The 21,774-nt window shown below is 40.8% G+C and carries 18 protein-coding genes and 1 tRNA gene; 7 read left to right on the top strand and 12 right to left on the bottom strand.

Going from position 1 to position 21,774, the window contains the following annotated elements; genetic code table 11:
• Positions 1-203 precede the first annotated feature (203 nt).
• Entirely contained in the window at positions 204-1,676 is a 1,473-nt protein-coding gene (gene tnpC / locus HGR01_RS03120) for an IS66 family transposase (RefSeq protein ID WP_045868690.1), read from the bottom strand.
• A 52-nt stretch (positions 1,677-1,728) separates the two neighbouring features.
• Here tnpC and HGR01_RS03125 point away from each other — a divergent pair, with 52 nt between their 5' ends.
• Positions 1,729-4,446, top strand: a complete 2,718-nt coding sequence (locus tag HGR01_RS03125) for an ABC transporter substrate-binding protein (protein ID WP_255325273.1) — start codon at positions 1,729-1,731, stop codon at positions 4,444-4,446.
• Here the strand turns inward: HGR01_RS03125 and sir are convergent.
• The gene (sir, locus tag HGR01_RS03130) at positions 4,443-6,461 is read right to left on the bottom strand and encodes a sulfite reductase, ferredoxin dependent (RefSeq protein ID WP_045871986.1); all 2,019 of its coding nucleotides are present in this window, start codon (positions 6,459-6,461) and stop codon (positions 4,443-4,445) included. The two genes, HGR01_RS03125 and sir, sit on opposite strands and share 4 nt — an antisense overlap.
• A 307-nt stretch (positions 6,462-6,768) precedes the next feature.
• Entirely contained in the window at positions 6,769-7,305 is a 537-nt protein-coding gene (locus tag HGR01_RS03135; protein WP_045871987.1) for a histidine kinase, read from the bottom strand.
• 667 nt (positions 7,306-7,972) lie between these two features.
• Between HGR01_RS03135 and HGR01_RS03140 the strand changes: the two genes are divergently transcribed.
• Positions 7,973-8,914 (top strand): ADP-ribosylglycohydrolase family protein, encoded by a 942-nt coding sequence (locus HGR01_RS03140; RefSeq protein ID WP_045871988.1) that lies wholly within the window; start codon positions 7,973-7,975, stop codon positions 8,912-8,914.
• 157 nt (positions 8,915-9,071) lie between these two features.
• On the opposite strand, the gene HGR01_RS03145 is transcribed toward HGR01_RS03140, so the two are convergent.
• From HGR01_RS03145 to HGR01_RS03155, 3 genes are all read right to left on the bottom strand, one after another.
• Positions 9,072-10,118, bottom strand: coding sequence for a transposase (locus tag HGR01_RS03145; RefSeq protein WP_045871989.1), 1,047 nt, complete (start codon positions 10,116-10,118; stop codon positions 9,072-9,074).
• Between the two features lie 21 nt (positions 10,119-10,139).
• Positions 10,140-10,991: a hypothetical protein gene (locus HGR01_RS03150; protein ID WP_045871990.1), complete on the bottom strand. Its 852-nt coding sequence runs from the start codon at positions 10,989-10,991 to the stop codon at positions 10,140-10,142.
• Between the two features lie 321 nt (positions 10,992-11,312).
• On the bottom strand, positions 11,313-11,972 hold the full coding sequence (locus HGR01_RS03155) for an Npun_F0813 family protein (RefSeq protein WP_045871991.1): 660 nt from the start codon (positions 11,970-11,972) through the stop codon (positions 11,313-11,315).
• Between HGR01_RS03155 and HGR01_RS03160 the strand changes: the two genes are divergently transcribed.
• The 3 genes from HGR01_RS03160 to HGR01_RS03170 all read left to right on the top strand — a co-directional run bounded on the left by HGR01_RS03160 (position 11,971) and on the right by HGR01_RS03170 (position 13,281).
• The gene (locus HGR01_RS03160; RefSeq protein ID WP_045871992.1) at positions 11,971-12,171 is read left to right on the top strand and encodes a hypothetical protein; all 201 of its coding nucleotides are present in this window, start codon (positions 11,971-11,973) and stop codon (positions 12,169-12,171) included. The genes HGR01_RS03155 and HGR01_RS03160 overlap by 2 nt on opposite strands.
• A 157-nt stretch (positions 12,172-12,328) precedes the next feature.
• Positions 12,329-12,401, top strand: a tRNA-Arg gene (locus HGR01_RS03165).
• Positions 12,402-12,969: 568 nt separating this feature from the next.
• A complete protein-coding gene (locus tag HGR01_RS03170; protein WP_045871993.1) occupies positions 12,970-13,281 on the top strand; it encodes an RNA recognition motif domain-containing protein in 312 nt (103 codons plus the stop codon).
• 363 nt (positions 13,282-13,644) lie between these two features.
• On the opposite strand, the gene HGR01_RS03175 is transcribed toward HGR01_RS03170, so the two are convergent.
• From HGR01_RS03175 to HGR01_RS03185, 3 genes are all read right to left on the bottom strand, one after another.
• Positions 13,645-14,136: a hypothetical protein gene (locus tag HGR01_RS03175; protein ID WP_155539415.1), complete on the bottom strand. Its 492-nt coding sequence runs from the start codon at positions 14,134-14,136 to the stop codon at positions 13,645-13,647.
• A gap of 30 nt (positions 14,137-14,166) precedes the next feature.
• On the bottom strand, positions 14,167-15,669 hold the full coding sequence (locus HGR01_RS03180) for an IS5 family transposase (protein ID WP_264265329.1): 1,503 nt from the start codon (positions 15,667-15,669) through the stop codon (positions 14,167-14,169).
• Between the two features lie 118 nt (positions 15,670-15,787).
• Complete coding sequence (locus tag HGR01_RS03185) at positions 15,788-17,104, bottom strand: M14 family metallopeptidase (protein ID WP_210403113.1); 1,317 nt, start codon at positions 17,102-17,104, stop codon at positions 15,788-15,790.
• Between the two features lie 56 nt (positions 17,105-17,160).
• Between HGR01_RS03185 and HGR01_RS03190 the strand changes: the two genes are divergently transcribed.
• Entirely contained in the window at positions 17,161-17,658 is a 498-nt protein-coding gene (locus HGR01_RS03190) for a DUF427 domain-containing protein (RefSeq protein ID WP_045871995.1), read from the top strand.
• Positions 17,659-17,956: 298 nt separating this feature from the next.
• Here HGR01_RS03190 and HGR01_RS03195 read toward each other — a convergent pair whose 3' ends face one another.
• Positions 17,957-18,652, bottom strand: coding sequence for a phosphatase PAP2 family protein (locus HGR01_RS03195; protein WP_045871996.1), 696 nt, complete (start codon positions 18,650-18,652; stop codon positions 17,957-17,959).
• Between the two features lie 245 nt (positions 18,653-18,897).
• On the opposite strand from HGR01_RS03195, the gene HGR01_RS03200 reads away from it, so the two are divergent.
• Positions 18,898-19,434 carry a GrpB family protein gene (locus HGR01_RS03200; RefSeq protein WP_045871997.1) on the top strand — a complete coding sequence of 179 codons (537 nt, stop codon included), beginning with the start codon at positions 18,898-18,900 and terminating at the stop codon, positions 19,432-19,434.
• Positions 19,435-19,508: 74 nt separating this feature from the next.
• On the opposite strand, the gene HGR01_RS03205 is transcribed toward HGR01_RS03200, so the two are convergent.
• Positions 19,509-20,501: a metal ABC transporter solute-binding protein, Zn/Mn family gene (locus HGR01_RS03205; protein WP_045871998.1), complete on the bottom strand. Its 993-nt coding sequence runs from the start codon at positions 20,499-20,501 to the stop codon at positions 19,509-19,511.
• Between the two features lie 400 nt (positions 20,502-20,901).
• A complete protein-coding gene (locus tag HGR01_RS03210; protein WP_045871999.1) occupies positions 20,902-21,660 on the bottom strand; it encodes a DeoR/GlpR family DNA-binding transcription regulator in 759 nt (252 codons plus the stop codon).
• Positions 21,661-21,774 lie beyond the last annotated feature (114 nt).

Raw genomic sequence — 21,774 nt, forward strand, 5'->3', positions numbered from 1 at the left:
AATTAACAATGAATCAAGCAGAAAAATATTATCAAGTTAGCGGAACTTTAAAACCTGATCATCCTAGTTATATAGAGAGACAAGCTGACAAAAATCTGTATGAGGAATTGAAAAATGGAAATTTTTGCTATGTATTGAACTCTCGACAGATGGGTAAGTCAAGCTTACAGGTAAGAGTCAGTCAAAAGTGTAAGGATTCAGGTCTAAAATTGAGGAACTAGAGAAGGGCGAGACTGAGAATTAATAGAGTCAGCAATTAGTGCTTGTACAAAAAAATCAATAACAGACAGACTTTGACGACGACAGGTTTGAACCACCGTCAACAAATTGGCAGTATGTTGAAACCGCTCCATCGAACGGGAACCACCACTAACTTTACGTTTTGTCACAGCCAAACGCAGCGATCGCTCGGCTTGATTGTTATCAGGAGGAACTTCAGGGTTGTCAAGGAAATACCACCATTGGGAGGCTTTATCGCGCAAGGAACGTAAAAGGTTTCCTGCTGTAGCTCCGGCTAAGTTAATCCAGTCATCAAGTGTTTGTTGCAATTTAGATTTGAATTGATTGACCCAATCGTTATAACTGGCGCAGTCAAGAGTCTCAAACCATTGGGCATAATTTCCAAAAGCTTCATCAATTAAATCCACAAATGCTTCACCAATAGCTTGGTTGTGAAGACCTGGAAGTTGAATTAGTTTTTTGAAGTGACGGCGTAGATGAGCCAAACATTTCTGCTGCTCAGGCACCGCATAGCCATTGTAAACACTAAAATCATCGCTGCTGATTACCCCTGTATATTTAGCCCCTAAAATGGCTTCTAGTTCTGCTCTGGAACGAGTGTCAGCAGCAGTAAACAGGCAAAACTCAGAATTGGCAACTACCCACAACCATTCTTTAACTCCCTTGACAGACCAAGGTGTTTCATCCACATGAATGTTAGGTTGTGTCTGTTTTACCCAATTACTTAACTCAGTAATGCTTGGTTGAATCGCTGTTTGAATTCGTTCATTTGTGGTGACTAAAGTTCCCAGCCCAATTTCAATTTGACCTAACTCCCACAACATTTCTTGCTGTTTTTCATAGGGCATATGTGCATAATTATTTGCCCATCCTAAAAATGCCTGTAAAGAAATCCCTAAATCCTGTCCTGGGATGATATCTTGTGACCAGGAGGCTGTTTGTATATTGCCACAGTACTCACACTGGCACGTATGGCGTTGATACTCAACTATTTCAATGGGACGCTCCACTAGTTGCGCTACAGACTGTTTTTCTACTTTTACTGCCACAGCCGCAAACGCTTTTTGACCACAACAGACACAATCACTTGGACGTAAGATTTCACAACGATCTACTCTACCAAAACCCTTACGGGTCTTACCTTGATGCCCTGGTTGCCCACCTGGCTTTCTTTTGGGATGATTTGATTCTTCTTGCGGTGCTGCTTTTTTGTTTTCACTCTTTTTGAGGATGTCCCCTGATGGCGGCTTAGATGAGGTTTTGCTGTCTAAATCTCTGCTGACTTTTAAACGTTCTATTTCTTGCTGTAGTTCTAATACTGTTTTCTGTAATTCACCTATTACCTTGCTCTGCTCAATGATTATCTCTACCAGTTCTTGTTTCGATAACTGGTTCAAGCTTTCCCGGTCTAAATCTTGAGGCAGGTTTTGGTTCATATCTGTGATACTCCTCCTCAAGCGATCCCTTTGTCAATACTCTGCCACCTGAATCCTTACTCAAAAGTTAGAAAAAGAAGGCTTCAAATGTGTGGTAATCAGCTTAGAAAAATTGGGGACTAAAGGAGTTACCCAAGAGCAGTGGTATGATACTTTAATTAAAAATATAGCAGATAACTTCGATTTACAAACAGAGCAAGTATCAACCTTATTTCAAGACAACAGACGATTAACTCCCTTAAATCTATTAAGTGATTTTTTTGAAAAAAAATTACTAGCAAAATTTGATAAAAACATTGTTACTTTCATAGATGAAATCGATACTGTTCTCAGTTTAGATTTTCCAACTGATGATTTTTTTGGATTTATTCGTTATTGTTATAATCAACGTGCTAATAACCCAAATTATGAGCGAATTACCTTTGCTTTATTAGGAGTAGCAACGCCATCTCAATTGATCAAGGATACGCGACGCACACCTTTTAATATTGGCGAAGCAATTCAATTAAATGGTTTTTCATTCCAGGAAGCTCGACCTTTAGCTAAAGGTTTAAAAAGTAAAGTCAATGATTTGAAAATTGCCGAAGAAATTCTTCTAGAAGTACTTAAATTGACTAGTGGTCAACCATTTCTCACACAAAAGATATGTAAAATTATAGTGGATGATGAGAATGTAATTCCTAGTGATAAACAGCTAATATCTAAATGGATAAAAGAATTAGTAAAATCACGGATAATTGATAATTGGGAATTTCAAGATGAACCGCAACATTTAAGAACTATACGTGACAGGATTATTAATAGTAAAGAACCTATGGTTAAATTGCTTAAATTCTATTTAGAAATTTTGCGATACCATGATTTACCCAGTAATAACAGTCCAGAACAGAGTGAACTAGTTTTATCCGGTTTGCTAGAAGAGAAAGCTGGAAAATTAAAAGTTTATAACCTGATTTATGAATCTGTTTTTGATTCTAACTGGGTTGCTGAAATGCTTGCTGATATTAAACCTTATGAAGAAGAATTACTAGGATGGTTATCTTCTAATCGTAAAGATAAATCCTGGCTATTACTCGGTCAGAAATTACAAATAGCAATTGAATGGTGTAAAGATAAAAATTTGGCAATTGAAGATTATCAATTCATTAATGCTAGCCAAGAATTAGAAATTGCTAATATCAAAACTAGCCAAGAATTAGAAATTGCTAATATCAAAGCTAACCAAGAATTACAAATTGCTGAATTAGAAAATAAAATTATAAAATCTAATCGTTCTCAGCGATTATTTGCGGGAGTAACTGCAAGTCTGATGATTTTTACTGGGGTAATTACATTTCAATTGAAGGAAAAAATTCAATCAGTATTCATTCCATACATTGAATATCCAGAGCTATTTAGCCAAGGAGAAAAGTCTTTCTTTTTGGGAAATGGTAATTATTACCAAAATCAGGGTGTCAATGCTTTCAACCGAGGCAATTATACAGAAGCAATTAACCAATTCGCCAAAGCAAAGGAAATTGATAAAAATGATCCAGAAGGATTGATTTACTATAATAATGCCTTAGCACATAAAAAAGGAAATTATTTAACTTTAGCGGTTGCTGTACCTATTAACGCTAGAAGAGATATGGCAAAAGAAATATTGAGAGGAGTCGCACAAGCACAAGACGAATTTAATAAAAATGCAGGGCGTGGAGCAAATGATAAATTATTGAATATTGTAATTGCTGATGATAAAAATGATCCAAGCCAAGGTGAAAAAGTTGCCCAACAATTTATTAAAGATGCAAAGGTTTTAGGCGTAATTGGACACAATGGAAGCTCAGTGAGTAAAACTGCAATTGCTAAATACAAAAATGCTAATTTAGGGATGCTATCTCCAACAAGCACTAGTACAGAGTTAAGCATGAAAGAAGATAAAGTTTTTTTTAGAACCGTTCCTTCTGATGCAAAAGCTGGTGAAAAATTAGCTGAATATGCTATTAAAAATGCTATTAAGCGAGTGGTTATTTTCTATAAAGCCGACGATATATATAGTAAAAGCTTAAAGCAAGCTTTTAACACAGCGTTTGAAGCTAAAGGTGGCAAAGTTGTCCGAACTGGAAATTTAGCAGATCAAAATTTGAATGCGTCTTATGAAGTGTATCGCAGTGTAGTTGAAGATGAAGCTGATGCAGTTGTCTTTTTCCCAAATATAGAGCTAATTTCTACCGTGATCAACATGGCTCGAGCTCGCCAACAGCCCAAAATACAGAAAATTCTGGGGAAAAATATCCCATTATTGGGAGGAGATGCTTTGTATGGTGCAGACACTTTAACACAAGGTCAAAAGGCTCTTGAAGGTTTAGTTCTACCGATTCCCTGGTTTCCTCAAGAATCTAATGATTCAAAAAAATTTGCGAAACAAGCTTGTAAGCAATGGGGAGGAGGTATTAGTTGGCGTACTGCTGCTAGTTATGATGCAACTCAAGCTTTTATTCAAGCTATTTCTGAGTTAAAAAATCCTACTCGACAAACAGTAGTTGAAAAGCTCAAATCGATTAAACTCCCATCTAAGGAAACCTCAGGAGATGCACTTGCTTTTCAAGATGGTGAACGGGATAACAAACCAGTCCTTGTTCAAGTAGTTCCTGGTACTGGTGATGATTGCGTTGGTGCTCAAGGGGGTGGATATCACTTTGAAAAAGTTGATGAAAATTCATCATCATCGTCTTCTGTTGTACCCCTCACCATTCCTGATGAGGGGGTTAAGAATAAAATTGCTAACTAGAGATTCTGAAAATAAGCTTCTAGCGCCTCATGTACCAATTCGGTCATTGGCCTACCTTGGCTAGCTGCAGCAGCTTTCAGCTTGTCATACACCTCATGTTGCAAACTCACGCGCCGACGGGTTTTATAGGTGGCAATGGTAGTATTTTCAATCGCCACTTCTTGTCCTTCGCTTTCTGCGGTTCTGGAGTCGGCTATAGCTTCAACTAAACCATCACTATCGTCTGTAATGTCTGACGTAGCAACAGCTTGAGCGGTGTAATTAGCTGCAAATTCGCGGATGGCATCAAAACCGACGCGATCGCAAAAATCGCCAAAGCTTTCTTCCGATGTTTTCGCCTGCTTAAAGTAAACGAAAATCGGCTCTAGCTGGGTTTCTATGTCGTTATGATGCAACCTTTCCATATAAGGCTGGGCTAACCTTGTCTGATTGGGGGAACCGCCTAACCATACTTGGTAGCTTTCTGGCGCACTCCCCACAAAAGCCAATTCCGCCATGTAAGGACGAGCGCAACCATTAGGACAGCCTGTCATCCTTACCACAAACTCTTCATTTTGTAAACCAACTTTATCCAAAACTGTGCCAATCCGTTCTAAAATGCCAGGAATAGCGCGTTCTGATTCGGTAATAGCCAAACCGCAAGTTGGTAAAGCTGGGCAAGCCATTGCCAGCCTTTCTAAGCGGGCAATTTTGCTGGGATCGGAGTTAACACCGCGACGGTCAAGAATGTCTTGAATGGCTGCTTTATCTGCTGGTGCAATTTCGTAGAAAATCAGGTTTTGGTGCGCTGTGAGGCGAATGGGCAAGTTAAATCGCTCAACGATTTCCCTTAAGGCAGTTTTCAGTTGAAACGAACCTTCGTCTTTTACCCGACCGTTATCTATAGAAAGCCCTAAGAACAGCTTGCCATCACCTTGTTCATGCCATCCCAGGAAGTCATAATATTTAAATTCTGGCAGTTCCTTAAAGGGAGCGATCGCTTTGCCAAAATATTCTTCGACTTTGGCGCGGAACTTTTCTACACCCCAATCGTGCAGTAAATATTTTAATCGGGCGTGACGGCGATCAGAGCGATCGCCATAATCTCTTTGAGTGGCAACAATTGCTTTGACTATTTCGTAAACATCGTCTTTGTCCACATAGCCAATGGGATCTGCCAGCCTAGCGAAGGTTTCTTCTTTGTTATGTGTTCTGCCTAAGCCACCACCAGCAAATACGTTAAATCCTTCGAGTTCACCTTTTTCATTGGTAATTACAACTAAGGTGAGGTCTTGGGAATATAAATCAATGGAATTATCCCCTGGCACTGTCACGCTCACTTTAAACTTGCGCGGCATATAGTAGGTGCCATAGATGGGTTCTTCAGAATTGCTGATGAGTGTCCCATTACTATCGCGTTGTCTTGCGGCTTTTAATTCTGGGCTTTCTTCCGCACTAATTGCCTTTTCACCATCTAGCCAAATTTCGTAATAAGCACCAGTTTGAGGCGACAATAAGTCAGCAATATTTTGGGCATATTCCCAAGCGTACTGGTATTCTGGACGATTCTTCCAAGGAACTGGCGGTGCCATGACGTTGCGGTTGATATCGCCACAAGCGCCCAAGGTGGAACCGAGATTTTTCACAATAGTAGCGATCGCAGTTTTGAGATTCTTCTTTAAAATCCCATGTAACTGAAACCCTTGACGGGTAGTTGCTCGCAAGGTGTGGTTACCATATTCATCAGATAGCTTATCCAAAGCTAGATATAGCTGCGGCGGTACTAAACCACCAGGATTTTTTGTCCGCAGCATAAACTGGTAATCTTTCTCCTGCCCCTTGACGCGATTATCACGGTTATCTTGTTGATAAGACCCGTGAAACTTCAGTAACTGCACTGCGTCTTCGCTAAAGTGAGTCGTATCCTGAAGTACTTCGGTGGCTACAGGTTCACGCAAAAAATTACTATTTTCCTTGATTCCTTCGACTTTGGAAGGCTTACGGCTTGCTATCGGGGAAGGAGGAGATTTAACCATTAGAGTTGTAGACTATTCTGAATAAGGCATCAGTAGAGGCCGAAGTTGCAAATTTAAAAGCACTTATTCGGCAAGATGATCCCCGGATATCCGGTCGAAATTAGGGGGAATATTTAATTTTAACATAGCAAAAAGCTGGCTTTGTCAGTGATGTAACACTCCACAAAACCAGCATACATATATTTCGGTAATCAGGGAACCAGTAAAAAATAGTGATTTCCCTGGGTCTCAATATTTGTTCAGTTTAGGGAATCAGAGGAATTTTTCCTTTCTCCTTTCACCTTTTCCCCTTCCCCTCTATAGTTTGTTATCTAAAGCGATAACCCAAACCACCTTGGATACTAACAGCAGAAGCAGGGCTATTTTGGTAAGTCTTCATACCTACGGTAGCATTACTGTAGATCAAAAAGTTTTTAGCAACTTCCGACTCTACACCAGCAGTTAGCGCTACTCCATCTCTGTCACCCAGGGGAGTTTGTTTACCATTAGCTTCGACAAAAGAATAACCAGCACCTAAAAAGACGTTAGTTCCTTTAGCAATTGGTGCGTCTACGGAAACTTGAGGGATGATTGCTGTCGTCTGATCTGTAAATAGGATTTGTGTACGTGCAGAAAATGGAGTGGGGCCCAATTTTAAACGTCCGCTAACGTTACCACCAAATTGAGCATCCTGACCAACTTGTCCGCCATTAGTGACACCACCTGCAACACCCGCACCGATATAGCTAGCATCAGTACCTTTTTGTGTTTGTGCAGATGCTTGTCCAGCATTTAAAAAAAGTGGAGCTACTACTAAAGAAGACAATGCAGAAATTGTCACAAAAGATTTAACAATACCTTTCATAATCTTGCCCAAAAATTGTGAATTATGCTGATAAATTATTAGTCGCAAACTCACAATAAAGGTTCCAATTATTTGGCAATTTATATTGAATCATTGTTGCCATTAATGCATATAACTTTAGTCATGGTATTTATTTGCTTTTTATGTAAAAGATTTATAATTACAAAACATTTTCCCTCTGTCCGGGATTTTTACCAAAACATAGACGGTTTTTCAACTGGCACAATAATTAGCAAGACAAATTATCTAATACCAATTTAATGTAATGTGAAGTTGCACATATCCTGATCCCCCTAAATCCCCCTTTTTAAGGGGGAATTTGATTCTTTTCCCCCTCTTTTTTAAGGGGGGTTAGGGGGGATCGAATTTTATGCAGCTTTATAAAGAATTGGTATAATTTGAGTTTACTTGACTAACCCATTACCAGATACAGCACTTTTGAAGTAATTGAGTTACATCATGAGTAATGAGTAGAAAATTTACTTATTAATCACTACTTATTACTCATTACTCTTTTCAATTAGTTGCTGTACCTCATAAACATCGAATCTGCTGTAAATAGGTTATTTTTACAGAGAATGAAATCATCGGTTGTAGCAGCTATTGCAACAAGCTCTAGAGGGAATATATAAAGTAAAGTTTTGGGAGCTTCTATGGAGACTAAACAATGCTAACCGCTGCAAAAACATTGTCTGGTTTGATGGGTTTATGTGTCGGTGATGCGTTGGGTGTGCCGGTGGAGTTTACCAGCCGCGCCGAACGGGTACAATCTCCAGTTACGAAGATGCTAGGTTATGGCACATGGAATCAACCGCCTGGAACTTGGTCAGATGATAGTTCTTTGACATTTTGTTTGGCAGAAACTCTTTGTCGCGGGTATTCCTTAGATGCTATAGCCAATTCCTTCTGGCGCTGGTACAAGCAAGCTTACTGGACTCCCCGTGGTGAACTCTTTGATATCGGACATACCACCCATGCCGCGATTATGCGCTTAAAGCAGGGTATTTTGCCCCGGGAAGCAGGGGGAAAAATTGAAAATACCAATGGTAATGGTTCGTTGATGAGAATCCTGCCAATGGCTTATTGTCACAAGATACTCACCTTCAGCGAATTAATTGCGCGGGTACATGATGTTTCTGCAATTACCCATGCCCATGCGCGATCGCTAATGGCTTGTGGTATTTATATCACTATTGCCGTTGCCTTACTCGAAGGATCTGACCCGCAAACGGCTTATTTGCAAAGCTTACACAAGCTGGAGCCAATTTACTCACAGCGCGAATATTTATTAGAAAAACACCATTTTGCCAGAATCTACAGTGGCACAATTGCTCAGTTACCAGTAGAAGAGATTAATTCTGGCGGCTATGTGATTGATACCCTAGAAGCTGCGCTGTGGTGCTTCTTAAATAGTTCTTCCTACTCACAAGCGGTATTAACAGCAGTGAACTTAGGCGGAGATACTGACACCACCGCCGCCGTTACTGGTGGGTTAGCAGGAATTTACTACGGGGTAGAAAATATCCCCCAAGCATGGGTTAATCAAATCGCCCGCAAACAAGACATTATTAACTTAGCTACCCGGTTTGCGGCTGCTGTTTATAGTTAGGGGAGAGAATCAACAGCCGTAGAGACGCGATTAATCGCGTCTGCAAAAGAGTCGGACAGACGCGATTAATCGCGTCTGTACAAGAGTAATTTTCTCCCTTATCTCTCATATCTCAGTCCCCAGTCCCCAGTCCCCAGTCCCCAGTCCCCAATCCCCCCTAAACAGGAGATAAAGAATACACCTGACCATCAATTAACAGCCTTGTAATACCTTTAGCTTGAAGATGAGTCCGAGCCTTTTGCAGCATTTTACTATCAGGGACTTTAATCACGCGATCGCGCTTGGTAGAAAAGCGCTTGGCTACGCGGTGATTATCGAATATTGGTAGTGTTCTTTGCTGGGTTTCTAAGCTCGGAATTTGTCCCAAATCGCCAAAGTCTTTCAACGGACGGGTAATCAATTCTGATGACCTGTCGATGACCAAATAGCAGGTTTTAGGCAAGTGCGCTGAAGACAATGGTAAAACTTGGACTGGTGCTTCACCTGGTCTGCGCCTTGTGACTAGAGGTCTTGATTCCTCAAAATCATATTCCTCATCGTCATCCTCGAAGTCATCATCTTCTAAATCGTCATCCAAATCGTCCAAATCTTCAGACTCATCTAGCAAGTCTTCGCCTAGCATTTGAGCTAAAACGTTAGCTTCTGGACGTTCATCCTCTAACAATGGGCTAGAAATACTTGCAGGTTCTTGCCGCTTGGGAGTGGGAAGAATGGGCATTTCCGGCGGTTTAGGGCTGGGAATGCTGACGATTTCTGGTAATTTCTTGGTGGGTAAAATCTCTAGCTGCTCTGCTGCTGGAGGCTCTAGTGTTCCTTCTGCAGAAGAGCGTCGCCGTACCCGCCTGATAGGAGGAGCTATATCCCGACTATCCCTGTCCTCAGACTTCGCTACTATTGGTTCTGGCTCAACTTTCGGTAACTCTACAGGGCGACTTTCTGCGTGAGGAATGTCTATTTCTGGCTGTGGTTTACTCAACAGTGGTAACTGTTCATAGTTTACCTGCGCCCTACCCTCGGGAGTTCTCGCAGCACGTTTTAAAGAAACGAGATATTCATACTCGTCTTCTGGTAACGTACTTTTGAGCAGGCGACTAATTGTCGAGTTACTAACGTCATAGCGCTCTGCCAAAGTTGAGGTGGTTTCGGCAGTCTCTCGATATAACTTAAGAATTTCTTGTTTGTCAGAATCTGTTAATTTTCTCACGGTAGACACCAAAAATCTTTTTTATGCTCGTTTGCGTCCGCGTTCCCGCCGCGAGCGGCTCAATGATGCCTCATATTCTAGAGCAGCGCCCATACCAAATAAAACTCCACTAAAAACCCAAAACACTTCTAATATTTCTCCACTTTGATAATTGGGACCTTGGGCGTATTTAAACCACATATCTGCAATGTATAGCGAAAACGCTGCGGCTGCAATCATTCTCCAAGACTGGGCAACTTTTCCTCCCCAAAAGGCTAGTAGCAAGGTAGTAGCAATAATGAGAATAGCTACATCGCTAACGATGTAAAACCAATTCAATACCGTGCCTAGCAAATCCAGAGGTTTTGGCTGTTGCAGAGAAATCCACCAAGCTAACAAACTGCCAAACACGCCAATAGCTAAGACAACTAGCCATTGCCATTTTTCGAGATTGATTCGCCTGTGAGCCGCTGCTAAAATCATGCCTGTACCAAGACACAGATACGTTACTACAAAAAACACATCACCAATAGAAACATCCGGTTCTTCTTTTAAGATTATTTCCGTATAACCGAAAAATATCCCCCCCAGGAAATAAGACAGCATACCTATGCCAATAGCGAGCCAAACATTTCGACCACTGACAATTTTTTGGCTACGCCAATTCCTCAAGCATAAGATACCGGCACCCAGGTAAGCTAACGCTTCAAAAATATTTGTACCAATTACATACCATTCAGCACGACTTTCTACGCCATCTGCACCCGGAACTTTAGCACTAAACAATAAAAAGTATAACAGTGCTAGTACAGCCCAGCCAATGCTCGCTAAGACTATATTTCCTGTATTGAAAATAGATTTAGAACGCTGGGAGCTTTCGTAAGAACTACTCATAATATGACTTGTTTATGTAAACACACTTTGGCAGGATTTTGACTTATATAACTGTGTGAGAAGCTTTTGTACTGAAAATCAACTAGTACAGCATGGTGGAAATAGAACTCGTAAGAGTAGCTGTCTAGTATCTACAAAACAGCCAAAAAGCTCAAAATATAGGCTTTTGAACGCCAATTACTACAATGCGGCGCACCCGCACCAAGCAATGGCTACTTTTGACTTCCGCACAGATGTACTAGTCAATTGCTCTACCAAACAATGCATAATTAAATGCCAAGAGCAACTATCCCTGGCAATATTTTTCCCACTTTGTTAATGCTATTGCCACAGTTTACTCATTGGAGATTGATTTAGCCAACTAATAAACATTGATCGCTCTCCTTCGGGTAGATCTTGTAAGCGATCGACCACTGGATGAGCGAAGTTAGCATTACCAAAATAGGTTTTTCCTAGCTTATGGAGTTCTTGTAACAGAGTAATTACATGATTTTCTTGCCAAGAAGGCAGACTGGTCGTATCCAGTGGGTCTTCATTGAGCAAATATTTTACGGCTTCTGGCGAAGATGCTTGTGGCAATTGCTTCTGCCGCAATACTTCCGTAATATCTTTTTCAAATAAAGCTGCTTGTTTAGAACCTAAAAAATCTTCTATTTCTAGATAGACTGCTTGCAGCAGCAAAATACTAGCTTGGATAAACACTCCTGTCTTGCTATGGACATCCGTATCAGAACCTAGCTGGTCTAAACGGATTTTTCCCCAGATGCTATAGCGGTCTGGTTCTTCCAACAAGACACAGGCTTTACCTCGCCCGTCTGTTAATTCTCTCCACAAAGCTCTGGCTTCTTCCTCTTGGCTAGCTTTAAAAACACTAATCAAGCGGAAAGTTTGCCCCTGATAGTGGAGGACTGGCATTGGCTGCTCTCGCTTAGGGTGCGGAATGCTTGATATTTCTACATCCTGCCGTTTGAGAATAAACATGGCACTAGCAAATAACTCCTCTCAGGGGCGTTCTCAATATGCGATCTATAATCTGATTTCCAGGCATCGCCAAGAGTGCGATTACCTAGCGTTAAGTAGGGGTCAGCCTCGCGATCGCCAGAGGTTGCTCTACAGTAATTCGCCCAAAGGTGATTTACGCCAATACCCAAATAACCCATTGACCACACAATATATTTAATAAATAGTCCATTTACTTCGTTTAAAGTGTACATTGACTAACTAGCGACTAGCATCTTAGCCTTGCTACTAGCAGATCTGCAATTTTCAATTGCCTATTGCTAGAGAAAACGATATAATTGGAGAGATGACTCATTAAAGAGCCACAGCATTATGTTGGGCGCGTAGCTCAGTGGATAGAGCCACGGATTTCTAATCCGTTGGTCGCAGGTTCGAACCCTGCCGCGCTCGTTTTAAATTGCAATGCCAAAGTTTTGGCATTACCAAAATAACCTACTTTTTCCAAGGTAGCTTTGTACCCATCTCAGTTAATGCCGAGAAAAATAGATATAAGATAATTAGACCAGCAGTAATCAAAAATAAAACAATATCGTTATTCATTTTCCGTCTTTGAACTCCAAAAGATAAATTTTCTCCATTCCTCTACGCGATCAAACTTTTCTTAGCTGCTGTTTGCGTCTCTATCCTCCATAAGATAAGGTGCTGTTTTATGACAACCCCCTAAAGGAATATTTTGTTAAAAATTTAGCAATTTTTGGGATCGGTAATCAACGTAGCGAGAGCCAGAATAATAAGTAAATAGATAACATTTATACTTAAATATCAGTGTTTAAATGACTTTTTGTAACGCTTTTTGTAACTGACACCCTGACAGCAGGCTACTGTGTAACACTGGAAATGGAGAGTTAATTCGGCGACCGCGTTTGTTTTTATTATTGATAGGCTTTTTCCTTTTGGTATTCACAAACTTTTCTCCGAAATCTAAATCTCTACACCGTTTTGATTTTGGAGACGACTTATGTCAGTTTATGTAGGCAATCTTTCCTACGAAGTTACAGAAGAGAGTTTGAATGCTGTATTTGCAGAATATGGTTCTGTAAAACGCGTTCAGCTGCCTACTGATCGTGAAACAGGTCGTTTACGCGGCTTTGGTTTTGTAGAGATGAGTTCCGATGCTGAAGAAGCAGCTGCCATTGAAGCACTTGATGGTGCTGAGTGGATGGGACGTGACCTCAAAGTCAATAAGGCTAAACCAAAGGAAAATCGAGGAGGTTCCTTTGGTGGTAACCGTGGTGGTGGCTACGGCGGTGGTTCTCGTAATCGCTACTAAGCTACTGTATTTGACATCACAAGTACAGGTTTATTTGTTTTTAAATAAGTCTATATAGATTTTGGCTGAGGCTCAGGCAAGATGCTTGAGTCTTTTTGCTGTTAATAAAAATCTGTATCAATACTGCTCGGTTAAGGATTTTCAAATCGGAATTTAGTTTGGGGAAAAGGTGTACCCCTGCGCTTAAGCAAGCTACGCGTAGCGTCTCCGCAGGAGAAAGGTTAAGGGTTTCGCCGTGAGCGTCAGCCGAACGGTTAAAGGTTTTTTCTTGGCCCTTTTCCCTTTCCCCTTTTGCCTTTAACCGACAAGTATTGAAATGTGTATAAGTTATAGAAGAATCTGCTTTATTTCTGCGCGGCAATTTTAAGCCAATATGATTTCAGCGCGGACAACTCCAGCGCGTTCATGACGGGCTAAAAGTTGAACTTTGCTACCCGCAGGCCCGCGCACAACCCATTCAACCTTGGCGCGGTCTTGGGTTGGGTCGCTTTGTCTCCTCGTCGGATATGAAGGTTTATAGGCACGTCCCTCTAGTTGTCCTAATTCTTCGCGGAGTTTGCCTGTGATTAAAGTTACGCTATCAGGTAATTGAATTTCACAAATACAGCCCTTGACGAGCTTTTTATCTAACGCTTTTTGGGTAATGTATGTAGGTAGCCAACCTGTATTTTGTACTACTAAATCTACTTGATATATGTCATTACCTAAATTATGGACATTAGTTTGATCAATCTCCAAGCGGGGAGAGATTAATAAATGCCACACTAACCAATTAGGAAACAGGGCTATCTCCCGTTCTAAAAACTCTGGAGGTGGATTCACCCAAGCATACATAGGGCTTGCTGAAAAAGTCATTCCAAGGCAAGAGAAAAATTGACTCAGTAGTCAGGGAAGAGCAAATATAAGTTTTTGTTGTCTGCAATCAAACAGAACATCACTTTTGCTAATAAAAGAAGTGAAAAAAGATGTAATGTTGAAAAATTGGCATAAAAATTCCCAAAAAAGCCGTGAAACAAGGGTAGAAAGATTCATGACTAAAAAAGTAATAGCAATAGCAGTGACAGAGGTATGAGGAAGTTTAGCCATGACTCTACCCAAGCTAAATCTTCGTTTACCTTGTCCGAATTTACCCTCAATAGAGTTACGAATTAGCTCATCTTCTCGTGCTTGTTTCTTTTTTTCAGGACTGACATTTTTAGGTGGTCTCCCTAAAGGTGGCCCACTAATTCTAATTCCTCTTTCTTGACACCAAGAGCGGTTGTCTCTAGTGCGATAAATTTTATCAACATGAACTGATTGAGGATAATACCCGGTGTAGTTTTTGTAGGCTTCTACTTGTGATTTTAAGTCGCCTGATTCGTTAAAATTATCCCAACTAATATGGTCTAAAAATACATAGCCATCATAGCAACTAGCTGAAAGCTTTGCCCCAAACTCTACTTTTTTTCCAGCTTTACCACGGACTATCGGACGAATGTGTGGTTGATTTAAACTGACAATACGGTCTTCTATACTAATTTTTTTATTTTCATATAACCAAAGTTGTTGACGATAAATTTCTGCTACTACCAGTAATTTCTTATATTGCCTATTACTCAGGTTGAAGAGTGACGCACCTAACTCCATTAGCTGCTGAATGTGAACTAAATTTCTTTTGATATATTGTAGTTGCCGTTTAATGGCTTTCCTTCTTTCTTTAATGGTCGGTTTTCTTTTTTTGGCTACCAATAAGTAATTCTTTCTAGCTATATTTCTATAGGTTCTCGGTTTTTTGATACTCTTTAACAAGAGGGAGTTATATAAAATATCTATAATTGTTTCTGTATGCTTTCTGGCTTGATTTAATAATCCTAAGTCTGTGGGATAACTGATATCCGCTGGCGCACAACTCGCATCTAATATTAATTTTCCCCGATTGGTCGGCTCATTTTTTAAATCCTCGGTTTCTGACTTTTTTGATTTTACTTCTACCTCCTCTTTACTTTCTAACACTTGCTTGACTATTTCTCGATTCAGTTTGTTAACTAATTTTATATCTATTCTTTCTCTAAAGTGAACTAACATTGACGCATCAAATGGGGCATTATTGCTATAGCAAGACATTCCTATAAAGTATTGCAGATAGGGATTCTCCCTAATTTGCTCTACTGTCTCCCTATCACTTATGCCTAGTTTTTCTTTAATTATTAATGCCCCTAATGCCATCCTAAATGTTTTGGCTGGCGCGCCCATTTCTGCTGAAAATATTGCTGCGTACTCTGCTTCAAATTCTGACCAAGGTATCATCTCCGCCATGATTACCCAACGGTTATCTGAGGCTAGTTTTCCCCCAAAGGGTAGTTCAAAGTCTTCTGCTGCTGTTTCTTGCTTTTGCGCTTTTCGATACATATCAACGCAACTTGCTACAAGGGTTTTTACTTACTTTATCCTTTTTCCTTGCACTTTATTCTCTTTTGTCCCCCCAAATCTCTTGATTTATCTAGGTTTTTTGTTTATTCTGCAAGCCCTACATAGTATCCCAACCACCTAATTCTATTTGACCTAATTGGGGATGCTCGAAGGCATACCAATCTACATAACCTTTGCCTGAGAGTTGTTCGTCATTCCAGCGCAACAACTTTAATTCATCTTCTAAAGGATGTTCGCGTTGCCATTCGACGTGTTTATAATCTTTAATTCCCGCTTGGTTTTGGGGACTCCAGACTTCTACTGTCCAAGCAAATACCCCCCGTTCATCATAAGCCCAGTCATCGAAAGTCCCGGAGATGAAATCTTTGGGGTCATAGCGGAAATCATGAAAAGCAGAAATTGCTGGGTATGTAGTAAATTCTGCGCCTTTTTGACCAATGTACTGATAAGTACGGAGGTCATTAACCGGAAATTCCTGATCACTGTGATAGCTAAAAGGTCTGATGATTACACCGCCAAAAGTATGGAAAGATACAGCCCCAGTAATGTTAGGATGGCTAGTAATAAATTGGACAAGCGATCGCACTTCTGTTTCTGAGGCTGGATAAGGGCCTGCCCCTGGCTGTTGAAATTCTTGCCGCCACATCACCGGAAAATTACGATTTAAGTCTAACCTCTGTTGCGGAGGCTGAATATTAATCTGCACTCCATCGTAATTTTCTATACGTCCTTCAGGCAAAACTCGGTAATATTGACCGCCTATTTCTGTGGGTTCACGACGCATTAATAACCGGGGTTCAGTAGGGCAGATTTTCCATGCGCCATTAGCATCAGGGATACGCATGAGTAAAATCCGGCCATCGCCATCGATATCTTCCATGATTAAGCCGTCATTGCTTTCCCTACCTTCAGGATAGGGACGGGTAGCAGAACGAATAAATTTTGGTTTGTCAGCCAAAGCCCATTCCGCACCATCAGGGTTAACACGGGGGCATATATAAAAGGTGCGGCTGTCCAAACAACGAGTAATATCTGGCTGAGTACCGTAGGCTGTAACTAATGTTTGCAGAAGATACAGGCAGACAATTGAGGGTGCTAATTCCGTAGCATGAATATTGCCATCAACCCATAAAGCAGGTTTTTCTGTATCTGTTCCTGTAGCGAAATTGGTAACAGTCAGCAGCCAAATGTCCCGATTTTCATAACTCTTGCCAATGCTTTCTATGCGTACCAGGTGAGGAAATTCCTCAGCATAACTATGCAAGATACTGGTCAATTCTTCGTAACGATAATACTTGTTAAACCGCACATCTGGCATAACTACCCTCTCATGCGCCAGGTGAACATCCTTTACAATACCATTGGCTGGTAATAGGTAATGGGTAAAAACTTTGTCGCAATTACCAATTAGCAATTACCTATTACCAAATTCCAACACTATATCTACGTTAACTACCAACTTCGGTCATTATGGTTTATCCGCAACGCATAGAACCCTTACCTGGACAAGAATCAGTGTGGGATTATCCCCGTCCGCCACGCCTTGAGGATACAAGCAAACATATTCAAATTATTTTTAATGGCGTAACAATTGTAGATACGCACTCAGCTAAACGTGTGTTAGAAACTAGCCATCCCCCGGTTTACTATATCCCGCCTGCGGATATCAAAATGGAATACCTGTTGCTAACACCACAATCTAGCTTTTGTGAATGGAAAGGAAGTGCAGGTTATTACACTCTGCGTGTTGGTGACAAAGAATTTCAAAATGTTGCCTGGTTCTACCCTAATCCCACACCAGCTTTTGCATCTATCAAAGATTATGTAGCTTTTTATGCTCATATCATGGATGCTTGCTATGTTGATGGCGAAAAAGTACAACCACAACCAGGTAACTTTTACGGTGGTTGGATTACAAGGGATATTGTTGGGCCTTTTAAAGGTATTCCTGGTAGTTGGGGATGGTGAATCAATTTTGGATTTTGCGGAAAGTTGCGTGGGCGGTGAGTGCAGCCACACGTGCGGCTATGCCGCCGAGTGGACTGCCGAACCCGAAGGGGTTCCCCGACTTGAGCAAACTTTCCAAGACGGATTTTAGATTTTAGATTGTCTCCCTTACGTGGATTTCAGAAATCAAATATGAATCCTATCTTTAGCTTACTTCTGGCACAGCCACTATAAATTTAGAAGCCAATTTAAATATTAATCTTCTCCTGACGGAGAGGCTACGCCAACAATCCAAAATCTAAAATCTAAAATTCGGTGACTATTGTCGTCGCTTAGTGCGATATGGCCTGATGAGCAAACTGACTCCAGTTGCCCAGGCAATTGAAGCTGTCCAGCCTGCTAAGATATCGCTGGGATAGTGGACTCCCAAGTATAGGCGTGTCCAGCCAATTGCTAAGACAAATATACCTCCAGCAATCAGAACTAAGAGACTCCAGCGACTACCCCAAGTGAGAATTACTAAGGCTACTACCAGAGTCATACTTGACATAGCATGACCGCTAGGAAATCCGTAGTCAAACTCTGGGGCTGGTGATTCCCACAGGTGGGGGCGTACTCGATGTAACAGTACTTTTGCGGTGCGATTAATGATGATGCTTCCCAGCAGAGTGGTGAGGAGGTAAGCAAGTTTACGCCATTGTCTGCGGATAAACAAAGCCAATGCGATCGCACTAGCAACCGGAAATACACCCCAGAATACTCCCAATTTGGTCAGTGTGGAAGCAAAAACATCTAGTTGCGGTTGGGCTGTGGAGTGTATTGCTAACAGGATAGGTACATCCCAAGCAAAGCCAGCTTCCTTCTCCCAAACTTCCTCGGCTAATTCTCCAAAGATTTGTAGGGGTAAAAATACGCCGATGAGCAAGATAAAGAGTGCAGCACGGCGCTTAACAACCAAATGCCACAAAAAAGTTAGGAAAGACTTGGAGTATCGCCAAAAAGCAGAGTTAAACATTGAGTTTGTCAGATTAACTTGAAAATTGGTGTAGTAATCTGGAAGCTACGACCAATTGAAAATTAAGCTTTAACTCTGATAATATAAGCTTTCTCAACTCTCACCTGAGTTGAAGTAGCGATCGCTGCTGCTGTATTCACTTCCATAGCTCCATAAATCAGTCCAATAAATGTCATATTCCTGAAAAAACACAGATAACATAGACTTCCGTATAATTGCTAGTTAGTTTCAATAGATAGTCCCTCATGAAAGTAGAAGTGGTACCGCATGACGCAACATGGAGTGTCAAATTTGAGGAGGAAGCCAAGCGAATTGCACTAGCACTTGGTGACAATGTCGTAGCAATTCACCATATTGGTAGCACCTCAATTCCCAATATTTATGCCAAACCAATTATTGATCTGTTGGTTCAGGTGAAAGACCTTGCTAAGTTAGATCAGCAATGTTCAGCGATGATTGCATTAGGTTATGAGGCTATGGGTGAGTTTGGCTTACCTGGTCGTCGTTTCTTTCGCAAGGATAATGAAGCAGGTACTAGGACGCATCACGTTCACATTTTTGTGTTTGACATTTTTGAAGTGCAAAGACATTTAGCATTTCGCGATTACATGATTGCACATCCTGATGATGCGCTCAAATACAGTGACTTGAAACGTCAATTAGCCAAGCAATTCCCGCAAGATATCCAAGGATATGTCAATGGGAAAGATGGATTCGTCAAGGAGATGGAAAGAAAAGCCCTAGAATGGAAGCGATCGCAACAAACGATAGGTAACTCTTAACTAAAGCTAGAGTGAAGAAGTTTTTTATTTGCTGCTTGCGCCTAAAAGCGCTGGTAAGGTTGTTATATTTGGTGTTACTTTGAAGCTTTTGGTTCAAATATTAAGTACGTCCCTCCTAAACCCTCTACCAGTGTGCGCGTATTAGCAACCATCATACTTTGATAAGTTTCTCCCTCCGTTCCCGGCCTTCCCAATCCATCAGCATAAAGTTGTCTTTCGGAAAGTTTGACTGTAGCTTCTTTAGCTACAGACTGAATCACATTAGAATTAATATCTGCTTCTGCAAAAATTGTCGGTACTTTCGCTCGTTCAACATTTTTAGCCAAGTTCTTCACTTGTGTATTTGTTGGCCTGTCATTGGTGTTAATACCTTCTAAAGTTCCTATTAACGACAAACCGTAAGCTTGAGTGTAATAACCAAGTGCATTATGGGTAGTAACTACTGTCCGTTTATTGTTAGGAATACTGGCAATTCTAGCTTTAATCCATCGGTCTAATTGGTTGAGTTCTTGGGTAATTTTTCTTTTATTACTATTATAAGTTTTTGTATTGCTAGGTTCTAATTTGCCTAAGTTACTGCTAATTACCTCAACCATTCTGAGAGCATACTTGGTATTGTGCCAAATATGAGGGTCGGTGACTATGTTGCCATCCTCCCTAAATTTTTGGGGTTTGGGAACAGCAAGGGGAGCAACAGCAATTTTCGGTGCAGCACTTTTAATTGTTTTAATTTGTCTAATCAGCCTTGGTTCTAAATTATAGCCGTTATATAAAATCAAATTAGCTTGTTCTAAAGCTTCTCGGTCTTCTGGTTTTGGCTGGTAAATATGTGGGTCTGTACCTGGCGGAATTAAGCAGGTAAGGTTAATAGTAGTTTTGGCAATTTGTCTGGCAAAATCACATATTATACTTGTGGTGGCAACTACTCGCGGCAGATTAGTATTTACTCGCGTGGTGGTTTGAGTCAAGGAAGTACTTGTTGCTTGGTTCCCACAGCCAACAAATCCTATTGTTAAAGCGATGAGTGCGGCACGGATAGAATTATCTTTTATTACTAATTTTGACATATTATTAAGGTTAGATATTTAAAAATAATTATGAGAATTATTTCATTAAAAAGATGTTTGAAAAAGTCTCATAAGTATCGGAAGGGATGGTTAAATATAAAATTTATCGATGTTGCATCAAGTCGGGATGATTTAGCTCACGCAGAGGCGCAAAGCCGCAAAGAGGATAAGAGTTTTAATTTTCAATGAATCAAGTTTTATTCCATAATTCAGCAACAGCAATTTATCTTTTGCGGACATAACATAACATATTTGTTCGCTATTTTGCAGCATTCTATCCACATATTATTAACTGTCTGAATCTGTAAATTCTCTAGTTTCCATCAGAGATTGCAGCAGTAACAGCAATGCTAACTCTCAAGCTATTAACCCAGATACTGCTTTAGCAAAGTATTGGGCTTTACTCATCACGAATAATTGTCAAACCTAAAGATTTGTAAGCAGCTAGCATTTGATTAGATACTGTCGGTGCAGTTACAAGGTAAGTCAGTGCATGAATCGACTCCACTACATAAGGGGCGGCTGTGTCTAATTTTTCTGCGGTGACTAATCCCACGACTTCAGCCGAACCATCTATCATGGCTCGTTTGACATGGGCTTCATCTAAATTCGGTACACTGATGCCAACTTCCGGATGCAAACTGCACACTCCCAACATGCACAAATCTGCACGAATCATCCGTAAAGACTCAATGGTGACAGTACCGACGTTCACTAAGGCTTTTTTGTAGAGCTTACCACCCAACATTACAACTTCTATATGGGGATGTTCTGCTAAGGCGATCGCAATTGGTGGACTATTGGTGACGACTGTGGCTTGCAAATCTTTTGGTAAATGGCGGGTAACTTGCAGCGTAGTTGTTCCCCCATCTAAAATTACTACCTGCCCCGGACAAACTAATTTAGCCGCAGCAAGTGCGATCGCTTCTTTTTCTTTGGGCGCTTGTTTTTGGCGATCGGCGTAACTGGCGGTGGCTGGGGAAGTTAGCAGTGCGCCGCCATGTACACGCTGTAATAGTCCAGCTTCAGCTAATTCCCGCAAATCCCGCCGAATCGTGTCTTCAGAAACCTTGAGAACTGCACTCAGTTCCGTTGACAGCACCTTTTTATCACGACGCAGAATTTCGAGGATGAATTGTCGGCGTTCAGCAGTGAGCATAATTATTTTCCGGAAGTTGCGTTTTTAATCTTGAAATTGCACGTTTGTGAGTTTATACTTATTGCATACAGTTCAATACAAATAAATCACAAGCATTAGACTCAATCTGATGTC

Source organism: Tolypothrix sp. PCC 7712 (assembly GCF_025860405.1).
Classification (GTDB): Bacteria; Cyanobacteriota; Cyanobacteriia; order Cyanobacteriales; family Nostocaceae; genus Aulosira; species Aulosira diplosiphon.

Bases quoted from the DNA above. Each gene is read 5' to 3' on its own strand.
- tnpC (WP_045868690.1), bottom strand. From the start codon at position 1,676: ATGAACCAAAACCTGCCTCAAGATTTAGACCGGGAAAGCTTGAACCAG.
- sir (WP_045871986.1), bottom strand. From the start codon at position 6,461: ATGGTTAAATCTCCTCCTTCCCCGATAGCAAGCCGTAAGCCTTCCAAA.
- HGR01_RS03135 (WP_045871987.1), bottom strand. From the start codon at position 7,305: ATGAAAGGTATTGTTAAATCTTTTGTGACAATTTCTGCATTGTCTTCT.
- HGR01_RS03140 (WP_045871988.1), top strand. From the start codon at position 7,973: ATGCTAACCGCTGCAAAAACATTGTCTGGTTTGATGGGTTTATGTGTC.
- HGR01_RS03150 (WP_045871990.1), bottom strand. From the start codon at position 10,991: ATGAGTAGTTCTTACGAAAGCTCCCAGCGTTCTAAATCTATTTTCAAT.
- HGR01_RS03160 (WP_045871992.1), top strand. From the start codon at position 11,971: ATGGCACTAGCAAATAACTCCTCTCAGGGGCGTTCTCAATATGCGATC.
- HGR01_RS03155 (WP_045871991.1), bottom strand. From the start codon at position 11,972: ATGTTTATTCTCAAACGGCAGGATGTAGAAATATCAAGCATTCCGCAC.
- HGR01_RS03170 (WP_045871993.1), top strand. From the start codon at position 12,970: ATGTCAGTTTATGTAGGCAATCTTTCCTACGAAGTTACAGAAGAGAGT.
- HGR01_RS03175 (WP_155539415.1), bottom strand. From the start codon at position 14,136: ATGACTTTTTCAGCAAGCCCTATGTATGCTTGGGTGAATCCACCTCCA.
- HGR01_RS03180 (WP_264265329.1), bottom strand. From the start codon at position 15,669: ATGTATCGAAAAGCGCAAAAGCAAGAAACAGCAGCAGAAGACTTTGAA.
- HGR01_RS03190 (WP_045871995.1), top strand. From the start codon at position 17,161: ATGGTTTATCCGCAACGCATAGAACCCTTACCTGGACAAGAATCAGTG.
- HGR01_RS03195 (WP_045871996.1), bottom strand. From the start codon at position 18,652: ATGTTTAACTCTGCTTTTTGGCGATACTCCAAGTCTTTCCTAACTTTT.
- HGR01_RS03200 (WP_045871997.1), top strand. From the start codon at position 18,898: ATGAAAGTAGAAGTGGTACCGCATGACGCAACATGGAGTGTCAAATTT.
- HGR01_RS03205 (WP_045871998.1), bottom strand. From the start codon at position 20,501: ATGTCAAAATTAGTAATAAAAGATAATTCTATCCGTGCCGCACTCATC.
- HGR01_RS03210 (WP_045871999.1), bottom strand. From the start codon at position 21,660: ATGCTCACTGCTGAACGCCGACAATTCATCCTCGAAATTCTGCGTCGT.